This window comes from Nocardia sp. NPDC058244 (assembly GCF_042882065.1).
Classification (GTDB): Bacteria; Actinomycetota; Actinomycetes; order Mycobacteriales; family Mycobacteriaceae; genus Nocardia.
Genome location: NZ_JBHVWX010000001.1, coordinates 223,198 through 237,611, shown reverse-complemented (window position 1 = coordinate 237,611; position 14,414 = coordinate 223,198). Strand labels below are relative to the sequence as shown.

12 protein-coding genes are annotated in these 14,414 nt (G+C 67.9%); 9 read left to right on the top strand and 3 right to left on the bottom strand.

Translation table 11 applies throughout. The features are described from left to right. The first annotated feature begins 50 nt into the window (after nt 1-50). The 4 genes from ACFVW6_RS01065 to ACFVW6_RS01050 are packed head-to-tail and all read left to right on the top strand — an operon-like array spanning nt 51 to nt 8,897. Entirely contained in the window at nt 51-1,277 is a 1,227-nt protein-coding gene (locus tag ACFVW6_RS01065; RefSeq protein ID WP_378824281.1) for a hypothetical protein, read from the top strand. Beyond that, the gene (locus ACFVW6_RS01060) at nt 1,274-3,229 is read left to right on the top strand and encodes a hypothetical protein (RefSeq protein ID WP_378824282.1); all 1,956 of its coding nucleotides are present in this window, start codon (nt 1,274-1,276) and stop codon (nt 3,227-3,229) included. Before ACFVW6_RS01065 ends, ACFVW6_RS01060 begins: the two co-directional genes overlap by 4 nt. Then, nucleotides 3,226-4,251 carry an AAA family ATPase gene (locus ACFVW6_RS01055; protein ID WP_378824283.1) on the top strand — a complete coding sequence of 342 codons (1,026 nt, stop codon included), beginning with the start codon at nt 3,226-3,228 and terminating at the stop codon, nt 4,249-4,251. Before ACFVW6_RS01060 ends, ACFVW6_RS01055 begins: the two co-directional genes overlap by 4 nt. Then, nucleotides 4,248-8,897, top strand: coding sequence for an SAV_2336 N-terminal domain-related protein (locus tag ACFVW6_RS01050; RefSeq protein WP_387790399.1), 4,650 nt, complete (start codon nt 4,248-4,250; stop codon nt 8,895-8,897). Before ACFVW6_RS01055 ends, ACFVW6_RS01050 begins: the two co-directional genes overlap by 4 nt. A gap of 19 nt (nt 8,898-8,916) precedes the next feature. On the opposite strand, the gene ACFVW6_RS01045 is transcribed toward ACFVW6_RS01050, so the two are convergent. Further along, entirely contained in the window at nt 8,917-9,447 is a 531-nt protein-coding gene (locus ACFVW6_RS01045) for a winged helix-turn-helix transcriptional regulator (RefSeq protein ID WP_378824287.1), read from the bottom strand. A 93-nt stretch (nt 9,448-9,540) separates the two neighbouring features. Between ACFVW6_RS01045 and ACFVW6_RS01040 the strand changes: the two genes are divergently transcribed. Then, nucleotides 9,541-10,710 (top strand): thiolase family protein, encoded by a 1,170-nt coding sequence (locus ACFVW6_RS01040; protein ID WP_378824288.1) that lies wholly within the window; start codon nt 9,541-9,543, stop codon nt 10,708-10,710. Nucleotides 10,711-10,754: 44 nt separating this feature from the next. Here the strand turns inward: ACFVW6_RS01040 and ACFVW6_RS01035 are convergent, their stop codons facing one another. After that, nucleotides 10,755-11,087 carry a hypothetical protein gene (locus ACFVW6_RS01035; protein WP_378824289.1) on the bottom strand — a complete coding sequence of 111 codons (333 nt, stop codon included), beginning with the start codon at nt 11,085-11,087 and terminating at the stop codon, nt 10,755-10,757. A 102-nt stretch (nt 11,088-11,189) separates the two neighbouring features. Between ACFVW6_RS01035 and ACFVW6_RS01030 the strand changes: the two genes are divergently transcribed. The 4 genes from ACFVW6_RS01030 (at nt 11,190) to ACFVW6_RS01015 (ending at nt 13,657) form a co-directional block, all read left to right on the top strand. After that, nucleotides 11,190-12,152: an o-succinylbenzoate synthase gene (locus tag ACFVW6_RS01030; protein WP_378825633.1), complete on the top strand. Its 963-nt coding sequence runs from the start codon at nt 11,190-11,192 to the stop codon at nt 12,150-12,152. A gap of 81 nt (nt 12,153-12,233) precedes the next feature. Beyond that, the gene (locus tag ACFVW6_RS01025) at nt 12,234-12,755 is read left to right on the top strand and encodes a hypothetical protein (RefSeq protein WP_378824290.1); all 522 of its coding nucleotides are present in this window, start codon (nt 12,234-12,236) and stop codon (nt 12,753-12,755) included. Nucleotides 12,756-12,794: 39 nt separating this feature from the next. Further along, complete coding sequence (locus ACFVW6_RS01020; protein WP_355275105.1) at nt 12,795-13,226, top strand: MarR family transcriptional regulator; 432 nt, start codon at nt 12,795-12,797, stop codon at nt 13,224-13,226. 8 nt (nt 13,227-13,234) lie between these two features. Next, the gene (locus ACFVW6_RS01015; protein WP_378824291.1) at nt 13,235-13,657 is read left to right on the top strand and encodes an organic hydroperoxide resistance protein; all 423 of its coding nucleotides are present in this window, start codon (nt 13,235-13,237) and stop codon (nt 13,655-13,657) included. A 158-nt stretch (nt 13,658-13,815) separates the two neighbouring features. Here ACFVW6_RS01015 and ACFVW6_RS01010 read toward each other — a convergent pair whose 3' ends face one another. Next, nucleotides 13,816-14,343 carry a TIGR04338 family metallohydrolase gene (locus ACFVW6_RS01010; RefSeq protein WP_378824292.1) on the bottom strand — a complete coding sequence of 176 codons (528 nt, stop codon included), beginning with the start codon at nt 14,341-14,343 and terminating at the stop codon, nt 13,816-13,818. Nucleotides 14,344-14,414 lie beyond the last annotated feature (71 nt).

The following is a 14,414-nucleotide window of genomic DNA, read 5'->3' as shown; positions in this document are numbered from 1 at the left end:
TCCGGCACTGATGATTACGATTGGAGAGATCATCAGCACGAGGGGGTTCGGTGCCGAAAAACGCCGCAGTACAGGTCTCCGCGGACCTCGGTGCTGCCACCGAGCCGTCGACCGTCCTGTTCATCCACGGCACCGGTGTCCGGCAACCGAGCTACGACGCCAGGCTGGGCGAGGTCACCGCGGCCATCGGCCGGATCCGGCCGACCTGGCGGGTCGCGCCCTGCTATTGGGCGGGTGAGCACGGTTCGACCCTGCACGCGGGCGGCGCGAGTCTGCCGGGGGCGGCCGACCGACCGGGTTACCGGGAGCACGACCCGGAACTGGCCCTGTGGTGGGCGCTCGACCACGACCCGCTCGCCGAGCTGCGCGCCGTCGCCGACCGGCACCGCTCCCTGCCCAGCAATCCGTTCCGCGGCGAGCACGGTGGGGACGACCTGCGCGAGTTGGCGGAGTCGATCCCGTCACCGGAACTCGTCGCGGTCGCCGACCGGCACGGGCTCGCTCCCGCGCTGCGCGAGGGGTTGTCGACGGTTCGCGACGCACCCGAATTCGAGGTCTTCGTCGATCCGCCGGACGCGCCCGAGTACATCGATCCGGCGCCACTGGCGCGGGCTATCGTCGCCGCGACCCTGAATTCCGCCACTCGGACAAGCGGATTCGGCTTCCCCGGTCCGGTGCGGGACGAATTGCTCGAAGCGGTGCAGGACGATCTCGGCGGCGCCACCCTCGGCATCGCCGCGAGCGCGGGACGGGCGCTGGTGGAACTGGCGATGCGGGCAGGCGGCAGCCGCTGGGTCGACCGCAAGCGGGCGGGCTGGACCAACGACGCCGCACCGGCAACGGGTGATGTGCTGCGATACCTGGCGCGCGGCGAGGGAATCCGCGAATACATCGCCCAGCAGGTCGGCGGGGTCACCGGGCCGGTGGTGCTGCTGGCGCACAGCCTCGGCGGGATCGCCGCCCTCGAACTGCTGGCGGCGCGCCCGCTGCCGCAGGTGACTCACCTGATCACCGTCGGTTCGCAAGCGCCGTTCCTCTACGAACTCGACGCGCTACCGACCCTGCCCTATCCGCTGCCGTTGCCCGCGTCGGTGCCGCGCTGGACGAACATCTACGACCCACGAGACCTCCTCGGCTACCGGGGATCCGAACTGTTCGGAGCGCGCGTGCGCGATATCGAGGTCGACAACAGAGCGCCCTTCCCGACCGCGCACAGCGCCTACTTCTTCCGCGGCAATACCGGGTTCTACGACGTGCTGGATGACGTTCTGCGGTGAGCGATCCGGAGCAGACCGTCGTGGTCGTCGTCGGCATCGATGTCTACGGCGAGGACTTCGACGGCGCGGCACCGGTCACCGGCCGTGCTGGCAGCACGGTGAACCGGCCGGCGGGCAAGCTCAGCTCGCCGGTGGCGAACGGGTTCCGGTTCATCCAGATGCTGGTGGACACCCACAAACTGGATGCCGGTCTGATCACCTTCTACGCAGCGCCGTGCCCACAGAGTCGTCATTACCTCGAGGAAGCGGAAAACCTGGGCGTGCGAGTCGAACAACCGACTTACGCGGAACTCGACACCCTGTTCACCGAGACCCTCCCGGCGACGGCGAGCGAGCGGCTGATCATCCACTGGGGTGGGCACGGCGTGCAGTCAGGACGCGAGCAGTACCTGCTCTGCGCCGACTACGGGCCGGACCGCCCGAAGGCGATCGACCTGCATTCGCTGCTGGGAAAACTGCGTTCCCCCGCGTACCGCGAGCACCCGCGTCAATTAGTCCTCATCGACTCGTGCGCGGAGAGCGACCCCGCCGCGTCGGAACGGCTGGCGGCGCTGAATTTCGGTTGGCAGGAGCGCGCGGCCGATACCGATCAGCAGGTGATCCTCGCCGCCGCACCCGGTTTGCTCGCGGTCGAAAGACGCAGGTCGGGCGTCTTCTCGACGGAGGTGCTCGGTGCGCTGAGGGACGAATGGCCGCCAGTGCCTGAGGTTCTCGCCAGTACGTTGGCTCGCGCCTTCGACGCGCGACGAACCAGCGACAGAACGCAGACGCCCTACGTGATCACGCACATCAGCGCCTGCCGAGGGCGACCTGACGGCGAGCAGGAGATCCACCGGTCGGTCGCCTTCGCCGACGAGGCCCACCTCCGGCAACTCCTGGAGATCGTCGCGGGCACACCCGACCGGACCCAACGCGCCGCCCGAGGTCGCGCTGGATTGCCGGTGGAACCGCGGGATTGGTACACCGGGGAGAGTATCGCCAGCAGAAAGTCACAGGCAGCCAGGTTCGCGGGCGCGATCGCCGCCGACCCGACTACCCCGAGTGCGGTCAAACAGCGCCTGCTGAAATGGCTTTCGTCCGCTGCGGACGACTGGGACCTGCAGCCCGACGAGGTCCGGACAATCCATGCCGATATCGATCGGAGCCGAAGCCCGTACGTGCTCGTGTGTATGAACGATTCGATCGACAAATATGGCGAACCCGAGCTGACCACCGCCCACGTGTTCTACGAATCAGCGGAGGGCGTGCCGATCTACACGGGCGAGGGCGAACACCCGAGCCTGGCCGCGGCGCTCAGCGAAGTGGTGCGGAGCGCACCGGAGCTGGCGCCCGCCACGGTCGACTTCATGGCACCCGTCATGAAGTGGCACAAGCGGTTCGACAAGATCGAGATCGAGATGGCCGACGGATCGAAGGAGCCGCTGGGGCGGGTCGCGATCGTCGCCATCCGGCCGGAAGAACGGCACAACCCGAGAACCCGCACCGATGACCACTACGATCTGTGGGAACGGCGCTGGGGGTATGTGACTGCTGCCGAACATGATTCGCTCGACAGGGCGGTGCATTGGTTCCACGGTGAGAACGCGACCATCGCGGCGAGCGCCGCCGCCCTGCGGAACGGGACGTTCGTATGCGTCGCACTCACCAACGCCAACCGGTTGGCACCGGATGTGATGCAGTTGCTGGTCGAAAACGGGGTCCCCGCGGCTGTGTGGGTCCACCGGAGCTACGCGCTCCCGGCCGGAATCCAGCAACGGGAACTGGAGGCGCTGCTGGGCACAGCGCCGATCGTCGACCTGCCGCGGGTCGTGCACCAGCGCCGGGTCGCCTTTCCCCCGGATGCCGACTCCCGCAAGACCGCCGAGATAGTGCTGATCTGGGATGACCCCAGCAGGCCGACCCCGTACGTCAACTTCTCCGACTCTTCACCGATCCAGGGAGCGCAGTCATGAGCGCATGGCCTATCTATCGCGGTACCGACGACCCACACGACGGCATCGACGAGCTGCCCGACCCACCCAACTGGCGCAGGTTCGACGGCGGCCCGGTCCTGGACCACCCACCCACGACCGACGACGAAACGGCAGGTTTCGCCCGGCGACTTGGTACCGGCCCGGCACAACGCACGCCTACCGCCGAGGAAGAGCGCATGGTGAACGCGGCCCTGTTCCTGCGGCGGCCGCTGCTGATCACCGGCCGTCCGGGGACCGGCAAGTCGACCCTCGCCTACCGGGTCGCCAGGGAATTGAAACTCGGTCAGGTCCTGCGCTGGCCGATCACCAGTCGCACCCGGCTGAGGGACGGTCTCTATCACTACGACCCGATCGGCCGGCTGCGCGAGGAGAACCTGCGCCAGTTCCGTCGCAATGATGGCGCCGACGAACCCGATGCGGATCTCGACACCGATATCGGGCGGCATATCCGGCTCGGCCCACTCGGCACCGCGCTGCTGCCGTACGCGCGACCGCGCATGCTGTTGATCGACGAGATCGACAAGAGCGATATCGACCTGCCGAACGACCTGTTGAACGTCTTCGAGGAGGGCGAATTCCTCATCGACGAACTCGCCCGGCTACCGCTGGAAAGCGAACAGGTATTCGTGCGCACCGCCGACGGCAGCGCGCCCGTCCCGGTGCGACGCGGCCGCGTGCGGTGCCGCGCCTTTCCGTTCGTGGTGCTCACCAGCAACGGCGAACGTGACTTTCCCACCGCGTTCCTACGCCGCTGTCTACGGCTGGACCTGGCCGAGCCGGATACCGACGCGCTCAAAGACATCATCGCGGCCCACCTCGGACCGGCAGCCGCCGAAACCGCCGCCGAGCGCATCGCGACCTTCCTGCACAAACAGGCCAACGGCGACGCGATCAGTACCGACCAACTCCTCAACGCCGTCTACATCGCCACCTCGGAGCGCGACTACAGCTCACTCGAAGACGTGGTGGAGGCGTTGCTGCGACCATTGACCACGTCATGACCAGCGACGAACTGCGGCGTCGCCTCACCGCGGGTGGCCTGTCACCGACGGCCGGTGAACTGCTGGATGCCTTGTGGCTGGCCGAGCATCTGCCGACGATGGACGCGACGCCCCCAGCCAGGCTCGCGGTGTCGCCGGCAGCGCCGGAGGTGCAGCCGAACGAGCATTCGATATCGTCGGCACCAGCACCACCTCCATCGCCACCCGCCGTGCCGAAACCGACACCGGACGCGCCGATCTATCCAGCCGGTCACGGCCGTTCCGCGGTCACCCGGCGCGGCATCGGTGTCAGTGCGCCCGCGGTCCCCGCGCTGCGCAACACCCTCGACCTGGCCCGGGCGCTGCGCGCCTTCGGGCGTCGCGTCGACAGTGATCACGCCTTCGAAGTCGACGACGAGGCGACCGCCGCACAGATCGCCGAAGAGGGCCTGTGGACCGTGGTCCTGCGCCCCGAGCGCGAACGCTGGCTCAGTGTCGCGGTGCTGGTCGAAGAGACACCGACGATGTCCGTGTGGGACAGCACCGTCACCGAGTTCGTTCGAATGCTGAACTGGACCGGGCTTTTCCGTGGCGTCAGCAGGCACTCCTTCGACAGCTCGGCGCGTCGGACCGATCCGATCCCGCACCAGCCGCTGACCCGGCAGCTGATCCTGGTGATCACCGACGGGATCGCCGAGCCCTGGCGCACCGGAGCCGCGCAGACGACCATCGCCGGATGGGGTAGAACGCGGCCCGTCGCGATGTTGACCGTGCTGCCCCGGCGCATGTGGTCAGGGACCGGGTTGCTCGCCGTCAACAGGTGCGATGTCACCGTTCCCGGGCCTGCCGCGCCGAATCACCGCTGGCAGCCGAACACTGCGCCGGTACCGGTGTTCGAGCTCGCCGCGTGGGGATTACGCGGCTGGGCAACGGTTTCCACCATCGGGCCCGATACCCACCCGGTGCGGGTTCTCGCCGCGCCGAACGGTGCCGAACGGCCACAGCGCAGTCCCCGCGACGCCGAACACACGGTGGCGATGTTCCGGGCAATGGTGTCGCCCACGGCTTTCCGGCTCGCCTGCTACCTGTCGCCGATGCCGCTGACGCCGCCGATCATGCGCCTGGTGCAACACACGATGCTGCCCAACTCCGAGGTGGTGCATCTGGCCGAGGTCCTGCTCGGCGGGATCCTCGACAAATACCCACCCGACGACAACGCCCACCCGGACGCGATCGGCTACGACTTTCCCGCCGGTGTCCGGGATATCCTGCGCGCCCACCTGACCCGCGCGGACACATTCCGCATCGAGCAGCAGGTCATCCGGTTCGTGAACGGAAAGTTCGGCGGGTCGATGAACTTCCGGGCCATCCTGGCCGACCCCGACGGTGAGCTGTCCCTCACCGCAGGCGGCCCCGACGCGCCTCCCTTCGCGCGTATCGCACGCGACCTGCTCTCCCTGCTGCCCGCTCGCCCGGAGTTCGGTGACCCCGACGCCGATCTCTTGCGATGGCTGAAACGCGCTCGCGGAACCCGGCCGGTGCTCATCCTGTTCGACTCCCCGGTCAGCGCCGATCTACTCGACAAGACCCTGCGCCGCCGCTTCCCGTCCTACCGCTCGACCCGGACGATGCTGGCCTTCGCCGACTTCCCCGCGGGCGAACTCGACACCCTGGTAGCGGCTTTGCACACCTCACCGGCCACCACCGACGATCCACCGATGCGGATCGGCGGCGCCTGGACCGACCAGGCCGAGGTCGGCATCGACGAACTCCACCAAGCCGCGGTCCAGGCGATGCTCAGCTCCAAGCAGCATTCGCACCAGATCGATCGGGTGATCTGCGAGACGCGGATGATCCTGGTGATCGACCATAACGAGCGCGCTATCGATGACATCGGGTTGCCACGTATGGAGTTACTGGTCGATCGGGTCGTCACCGATCACGGAATCACCGGGCTGATCCCCATGGGTGATCATCAAATCTCCGACGCACCCGGGACGCTCGTGTTCACCAGCGAACCGTCTGTCGCCCTTTCCCACGTGATCGATCGCCTGTCCTATCTACTCCTCGAAATCAATTCACCCCCGGTCATCAGGGCAGTGCGAATCGTCGTCCATCTGGGCCGGATCTGTGTCAGTGTGCACGGCGTATTCGGTCAAGCTATCCAGGATTGCGTCTCGGTGGCGACAGCCCTGTGGTCACGGCCGATGCCTGCTGCCGACGCAGTGCTCCTGACGGCTGTCACCGATTCCGCCTTCCCCGAACTACATGGGTTGGCGCCAGACTGGATACAGGGGAACTTCAGCGACAGTGATCGTCATCCTGTCGAGGTGGAGTCCGGGACGCTGTATGTCCGTATCCACGAGGGTCATTCGTCGCATTCCAGTGCAACGGCAACGAACGATTCCGAACGTGAACTCGAAATCAGAATCCTAGCAGCGGTCGAATTGGCTGAACTTGGAAGGACATTCGAGGCAATCGACGAGTTGTCCCGGTTGAGCATTCTCAGTACAGAGCGGTTGGGACGAAACCACCCCACCACACTGACCGCGCGTCACCATCAGGCAGACCAGCTCGCCGAGGGTGGTCGTACGAGGGAGGCGACCGCACAGTTGACCGCCGTCGTAGCCGATCGAACTCGAGTCCTCGGTTCGAGACACCGAGATACGCTGCTCAGTCGACGGCAGCTGGGCGACTGGCTGGCGAAAACCGACCGGGCAGAGGACGCGGTGCCCCATCTTCGAGAGACACTCGAGATAGGGCTGAGCGAGTTCGGTGGCGATGACCCCGATGTCATTCACACGGATCGCGTCCTCGGGTCAGCGATCGGCTATGCGGGTCACGCGACAGATGCGGTCCATGAGCTCGAACGAATCGCCGCGCACGCGCTCCAACGATTGGGCGCGGACCATCCGCGCACACTCGACGCACGCAACAGTGTCTCCTACTGGACCGGGGAAGCAGGCGACCCAGCCACCGCCGCACAACAATTCACAAACCTCGCCGCAGACTGCCTACGCACTCTCGGACCAGACGACCTCGGCACGCTCACCGCCCGATACAACCAGGCCTACTGGACCGGGGAAGCAGGCGACCCAGCCACCGCCGCACAACAATTCACAACCCTCGTCACCGACTACACCCGCATACAAGGACACGACCACCCCGACACCCTCACCGCCCGGCACAACCAGGCCTACTGGACCGGGGAAGCAGGCGACCCAGCCACCGCCGCACAACAATTCACAACCCTCGTCACCGACCGCTCCCGGGTACTAGGACCCGACCACCCCGACACCCTCAATGCCCGCGGAAATCTAGCCCGCTTTACCGGCCGAGCAGGCGATCACACCACCGCCGCACAACAATTCACAACCCTCGTCACCGACCGCTCCCGCATACAAGGACCCGACCACCCCGACACCCTCACCGCCCGGCACAACCAGGCCTACTACGCTGGGGAGGCAGGCGATTCAGTGACCGCCGCACAACAATTCACAACCCTCGTCACCGACCGCTCCCGGGTACTAGGACCCGACCACCCCGACACGCTCAAGGCTCGCGGAAATCTAGCCATCTATACCGGCCGAGCAGGTGATCACACTACCGCCGCACAACAATTCACAACCCTGGTCGCCGATCGCTCCCGCGTGCTCGGACCCGACCACCCCGACACGCTCACCGCCCGCCACAACCAGGCCTACTACGCTGGGGAGGCAGGCGATTCAGTGACCGCCGCACAACAATTCACAACCCTGGTCGCCGATCGCTCCCGCGTGCTCGGACCCGACCACCCCGATACTCTCGGCGCCCGCCACAACCAGGCCTACTGGACAGGTGCGGCAGGCGATCCCACTACTGCCGCACAACAATTCACCGCTGTCGTCACGGAACGCATCCGGATCTTCGGGCCGAAACACTCCCGCACCCTTACCTCTGTCGAGCAGCTGGCCTCATGGACAAGGAGAGTCGACGAGCCCGCGACCGCTGCAGCGCTGTATACCACTCTCGTGGACGCCCACACCACCATCAACGGACCCGATCATCGCGATACTCTCACCGCTCGGCATGACGAGGCCCACTGGGCGGGGAAGGCAGGGGATCCGGTCAGGGCCGCAACGCTGTTCTGTTCGCTGGTCGCGGATCTAACGCGCTTGTACGGCGCCGATGACGTGCAGACCCTTCGAGCAAAAGCGAATTTGCCGCAATGGATTTCGTTGCTTCCCGATGTGGTGGTCTGGCTCGAACTGCTGGTGGCCGCCCATATGGTGGGTCGTCCGTCGCCGGACCCCGATCGACCGTGGCTCAGGGAATTGACGACGCGGTTTCCGATCGACTCGCTGCGGACTGCGGTCGATCGACAAATTCGGGCCGCGATCGATGCGCAATACCCGTATACCTCCGCGCGGTATCAGCCTACCGAGCTGGCCGATCACCTCATCGCGCGAGCGATGGGTTATCTCACCGGGCATGCGATTCGCTGCGATGGCAATGAGGTCGAGTGGCACACGCCGGACTATCTGCGCTACACCGAGGTCTTCTCGGGGTCGATCGCGGCGTTGAATCAGAATCCGGATCCAAGTGAGCGTTTCCTCAGCGCGACCGAGTGGCTCAATCTGACGACTACCTGGCCACTCATCGCCTTCAAGATCCAGAAGAACGATTAGCAGCCGCCGTGCGTGATGGTCAGGTGTCCCTGTGCTTCGCGCGCTCGGCGTCGCGGTAGCGGAGGTAGTCGGGGTTGACGCGGACAGCCAGTTGTTCGAGGGGGACCTCGGTGCCGTCCGCGCTGCGGAGTTCGGCGCGGACGGGTTCGCCCGTGGTGACGTCGACGCGATGCAGGGGTGCCGGGCCCGGCTGGAGGTAGGTGTCGCCCCACTGCCACAGGGCGACGACCGCCGGGAGCAGGTCGCGGCCCATCGGGGTGAGCACGTACTCGTTCCGGGTGCGCTTGCCTTCTTCCTGGTAGGGGCGCTTTTCCAGGAGCCCGGCCGCGGTGAGTTTGCGCAGCTGGCTCGCGGCGGCGGCGTCGGTGATGCCGACGCGGCGGGCGAAGCCGTCGAAGCGGGTGGTGCCGTAGTAGGCCTCGCGCAGGATGAGCACCGCCGAGCGGGTGCCGATCAGGTCCATGGCCCGCGCGATCGAACAGCCCTCGGTACCCCACTTGCTCAGATCGGCCAGTGGCCCTTCCATCACGGCTGCCATGACCGACATCATACCCATCTCTGACTTGAGGAGATGATAGTTAGGGCCTACTCTGACTATTGTTGGATAGAGCCAGCGTTGGCTCACCGTCGAAAGAGGACTCCCATGCGAGACGCGGTCATCGTCGAAGCGGTACGCACCCCCATCGGGCGGGGCAAGCCGAACGGCGCACTCCACGACGTCCATCCCGTCGACCTGCTCGCGCACAGCCTGCGCGCGGTGGTCGACCGCAGCGGCATCGACCCGGCCCTGATCGACGACGTCATCGGCGGCATCGTCACCCAGGTCGGGGAACAGGGTTCGAACATGACCCGGCGGGCCGCCCTCGCCGCCGGGTATCCCGAGTCGGTGGCGGCCACCACCGTCGACCGGCAGTGCGGCAGCAGTCAGCAGGCCATCCACTTCGCCGCCCAGGGCGTGATCGCGGGCGCGTACGACATCGTCGTGGCCGCCGGGGTGGAGTCCATGGGGCGGGTTCCCATGGGCGCCAATCTGATCGGGGCCACCGACCTGTCCGGCGTCGCCTTCGCCGAGCGCTACCCGGACGGGCTGGTGCCCCAGGGGATCAGCGCCGAACTGATCGCCGCGAAGTGGGGGCTGACCCGCACCCAGCTCGACGAGTTCACGCTCGGCAGCCACGAGAAGGCCGCCCGCGCGACCAAGGACGGACTCTTCGCCGCCGAGCTGGCGCCGCTGCACGGGCTCGACACCGACGAGGGCATCCGGGTCGGCTCCACCCTGGAGACCCTCGGCAAGCTGAAGCCCGCCTACTACGACCCGGCCATGGCGGCGCGCTTCCCGCAGATCGGCTGGGAGATCACGGCGGCCTCGGCCAGCCAGGTCAGCGACGGCAGCGCCGCGGTGCTGATCATGTCCGGCGAACGCGCCGCCGAGCTGGGCCTGCGCCCGCTGGCCCGGCTGCACAGCTTCGCCGTCGCGGGCGACGATCCGCTGCTCATGCTCACCGCCGTCATCCCCGCCACCGAGAAGGTGCTGCGCCGGTCCGGCCTGACCCTCGACGACATCGACCTGATCGAGATCAACGAGGCCTTCTCCCCGGTCGTCCTGGCCTGGGCCCAGGAAACCGGCGCCGACCCGAGCAGGGTGAATGTCAACGGCGGCGCCATCGCCCTGGGCCACCCCCTCGGCGCCTCCGGCGCCCGCCTCACCACCACCCTCGTCCACGCCCTGCACCAGCGCGGCGCCCGCTACGGCCTCCAGACGATGTGCGAAGCAGGCGGCCTCGCCAACGCCACCGTCATCGAACGCCTCTGAACCCCCGCCCGTGTCGGCGCGCCGGACGCCGACACGGGCACGGTTCAGCCCCAGCTGGCGACCTCACCACCGATGCAGAACGTGACGAGCATGAGGAGGGCACCGGCGAGGGGGACGTAGCCGACGCGATGGCCCTTGGCGATCCCGATCGCGATCCAGATCAGGGAACCGGCGACCGAAATGCCGGCACCGGCCCACGCGATGTAGACGCCGGGGGTCACCCAGCGGGTGTAGCAGCCGCCGTAGTACCCGCAGGTGTGGTTCGAGACCTCGAAGTAGGCGGCCAGCATCGCCACCGCTCCCGCGCACGGGACGAGTGCCACGAGCAGTGTCAGGGCGATGATCTGGTCGATTACGCGGCGGGCGGGAGCGGTCATGACTCCAGGATCGTGCGGAACGACGCGTGGCGACGCCGTGGAACTACTTAGAGTGAGGGGGCGGGACTACCCGGGTTCTACGATCGGGGCGTGGGCGCCGAGATGTTCGTTTATGCGATTCCGCTGCGTACGCGGTTTCGGGGGATCACTGTGCGGGAGGGGATGTTGGTTCGGGGGGAGTTGGGGTGGGGGGAGTTCTGTCCGTTTCCGGAGTATGGGGATCGGGAGGCGGTGGGGTGGTTGGCTACCGCGGTCGAGCAGGCGATGGTGGGGTGGCCCGCGCCGGTACGGGAGCGGGTGCCGGTGAATTGCACGGTGCCCGCCGTCGATGGGGAGCGGGCCGGGCGGATCGTGCGGGAGTCCGGGTGTGCGACAGCGAAAGTGAAGGTCGCTGATCATCCCGGGTCGTTGGCGGAGGATATGGCGCGGGTCGCCGCCGTGCGGGAGGCGATCGGGCCCGATGGGGCGATTCGGGTGGACGCCAACGCGGTGTGGGATGTGGATACCGCGGTGCGGCACATCGGTGAGATCGACCGGGCCGCTGGTGGATTGGAGTATGTCGAGCAGCCGTGCCGGACGGTCGAGGAATTGGCCGAGGTGCGGCGGCGGGTGGCGGTGCCGATCGCGGCGGACGAGTCGATCCGGCGGGCCGAGGATCCGCTGCGCGTCGCGGTGGCCGGGGCCGCCGATGTCGCCGTGCTGAAGTGCACTCCGCTGGGCGGCGTTCGGCGGGCGCTGGCCGTCGCCGACGCGGCGGGACTGCCGACGGTGGTGTCGTCGGCGCTGGAGACGAGCGTCGGGCTGGCCGCCCAGATCGCCCTGGCAGGCGCCCTGCCGCAGCTCGAGTTCGCCTGCGGGTTGGGGACCCTCGCCCTGTTCGAGGGCGACCTCGTGGCCGAATCGCTCCGGCCGGTGAACGGCTGGCTGACCGTCCCGACCACCGCACCCGAACCCGACCCGGCCCTGCTCGACAAGTACCGGCACCCCGACCCGGACCGCACGGCCTGGTGGCTGGACCGGTACGCACGCGTCAGCGCACTGCTCGACGCACCCGAAGCCGAGTAGTCGACTACCCGCGACCCACCCGCCCGTCGGCGGCAGGCTCGAAGAGTGATCACCCTGCACGCGGCACCGTGGAGGCGAGCGGTGCACGACGACGATCGAGGGACCGAGCTGCGCGCCCGGCTGTGGAACGACCCGGCGCCCGGCCGGGAGCCCGACGACCGCGCCTATGACAGCGCCGTGCTCGAGCAATACCGGCTCTACGTGGAGATGGCCGACCGCGTGAGCGCGCGGCGCGGGCTGGCGAACTCGTTCTTCCTGACGCTCAATACCGGCATCTTCACGCTGGTCACCGTGTTCGGGAAGTCACCGCCCCCGGATACCGCGAGGTGGCTGGTGATCCCGTTGATCGCGGTGCTCGGGCAGTGTTTCGCCTGGTTCTACCTGGTGCGCAGCTACCGCTTGCTGAACGGCGCGAAATATCAGGTGGTGGGGGCGCTGGAGGAACGGTTGCCCGCGTCGCCGTTCTGGAAGGGCGAGTGGTGGGCGCTCGGCGAGGGGCGTGATCGGGCGCGGTATTGGCCGCTGTCGCATATCGAGCAGTGGGTGCCGGTGCTGTTCGGGGTGGCGTACGTCTCGGGGTTCCTCGCCGTCGCCTTCCACTGAATGGTTGTGCACAACTTAATTGTGGGCTACATTGTTGACATGACCGACGGACTCACCCTCGACGAGCAGCTCTGCTTCCCGCTGTACGCCGCTTCGCGGGCGATGACGGCGGTCTACCGGCCGAAGCTGGAACGGCTCGGGCTCACCTATCCGCAGTATCTGGTGATGCTCGCGCTCTGGGAGCGCGACGGGCGCAGCGTCGGCGAGCTCGGCAAGACGCTCGAACTGGACTCGGGAACGTTGTCTCCGCTGCTCAAGCGGCTGGAGGCGACCGGGTTCGTCGAGCGCAGGCGGGCGGCCGACGACGAACGTCGCGTCGACATCGTGCTCACCGACCACGGCCGGAACCTGCGCGCCGAGGCGTGCCGGATACCGGTCGAGATGGCCCAGATCGCGGGACTGTCCACCGACGAGGTCACCGCACTGCGCGGACTACTCCGCAAACTCACCGACACCCTCACAGAGAAATGAGAGCTCCCATGCAGGTCCTCTACACCGCCGAAGCCCTGGCCAGCGGCGAAGGCCGCACCGGCACCGCGCGCACCACCGACGGCAAGCTCGACGTCGTGCTCGCCCCGCCGAAGGAGATGGGCGGCGACGGCGCGGGCACCAACCCCGAGCAGCTGTTCGCGGCCGGTTACGCCGCGTGCTTCCACTCGGCGCTGCGCCTGGTCGGCAAGAAGGCGGGGGCGAACATCGCCGATTCCGCTGTCGGCGCGCAGGTCTCGATCGGCCCGAACGACAACGGTGGTTTCGGGCTGGCCGTCACGCTCGAGATCACGCTGCCGCACCTGTCCCGCGAGGAGGCGCAGGCGCTGGCCGAGCAGGCCCACCAGGTCTGCCCGTACTCCAACGCGACGCGCGGCAATATCGAGGTCGACCTGCGGATCGCCGAGGACTGATCGACTCTCCCGAATCCCGTCGGCGCTGTGGCACCGGCGGGATTCGCCGTGTCTGCGCCGCAACCCGCCCACCGCGCGGCCACGTAGTCGGCGGCCGTGCGGCAGGCGGCCTATAGACGGACCGGCGGTCGCGAAACGCAACGGCGGCGAGCCAGATCTCAGCCGAAGCGAACCCCACAGCCCGCGAACGTCGCGCGGACCAGCAAGGCCGCCTCGGGACCGATGACACCCTCGACCAATTCGGCGTAGCGAGTGCAGAATTCGGGGCCGTGCGGCGCCTCCCCCTCGACGGGCGCGAGATGGTGCGCGAGCTCGTGCAGCACCACCAGCTCCCGCAGGGCCCACGCCGTCGCGCCCGTGTGCAACGGCACGGCCAGCACCGCGTGGGCGGGTTCGTAGTGGGCGGCCGACGCGCCCGCCCGCGCGCGGACCCGGACCGGCACCCCAGCCCTGTCCCACTGCGCGCGCACCCAATTCAGCGCCAGCACCTTGTCCGCGTACGACTGCACCGACTCCACGGACGCGAAGCGGCGCTCGACCGGCAGCGTGAGCTGCGACCCGTAGACCTCGACCGTGCGGTGCCCGAACTCCTGCGCGCGATCGAACACACCCCGGACCAGCTGCTCGGCGTCGTAGACCTTGGCCCGCTGGGCATCCCGGCGACGACCGGGATCAGGCGATGCCACTGCGCGCTCCGGACGACGTCCTGTCCATGCCTGCGGGCGACTCGGAGACGAGCGAGCCGACCAGCCGCGCT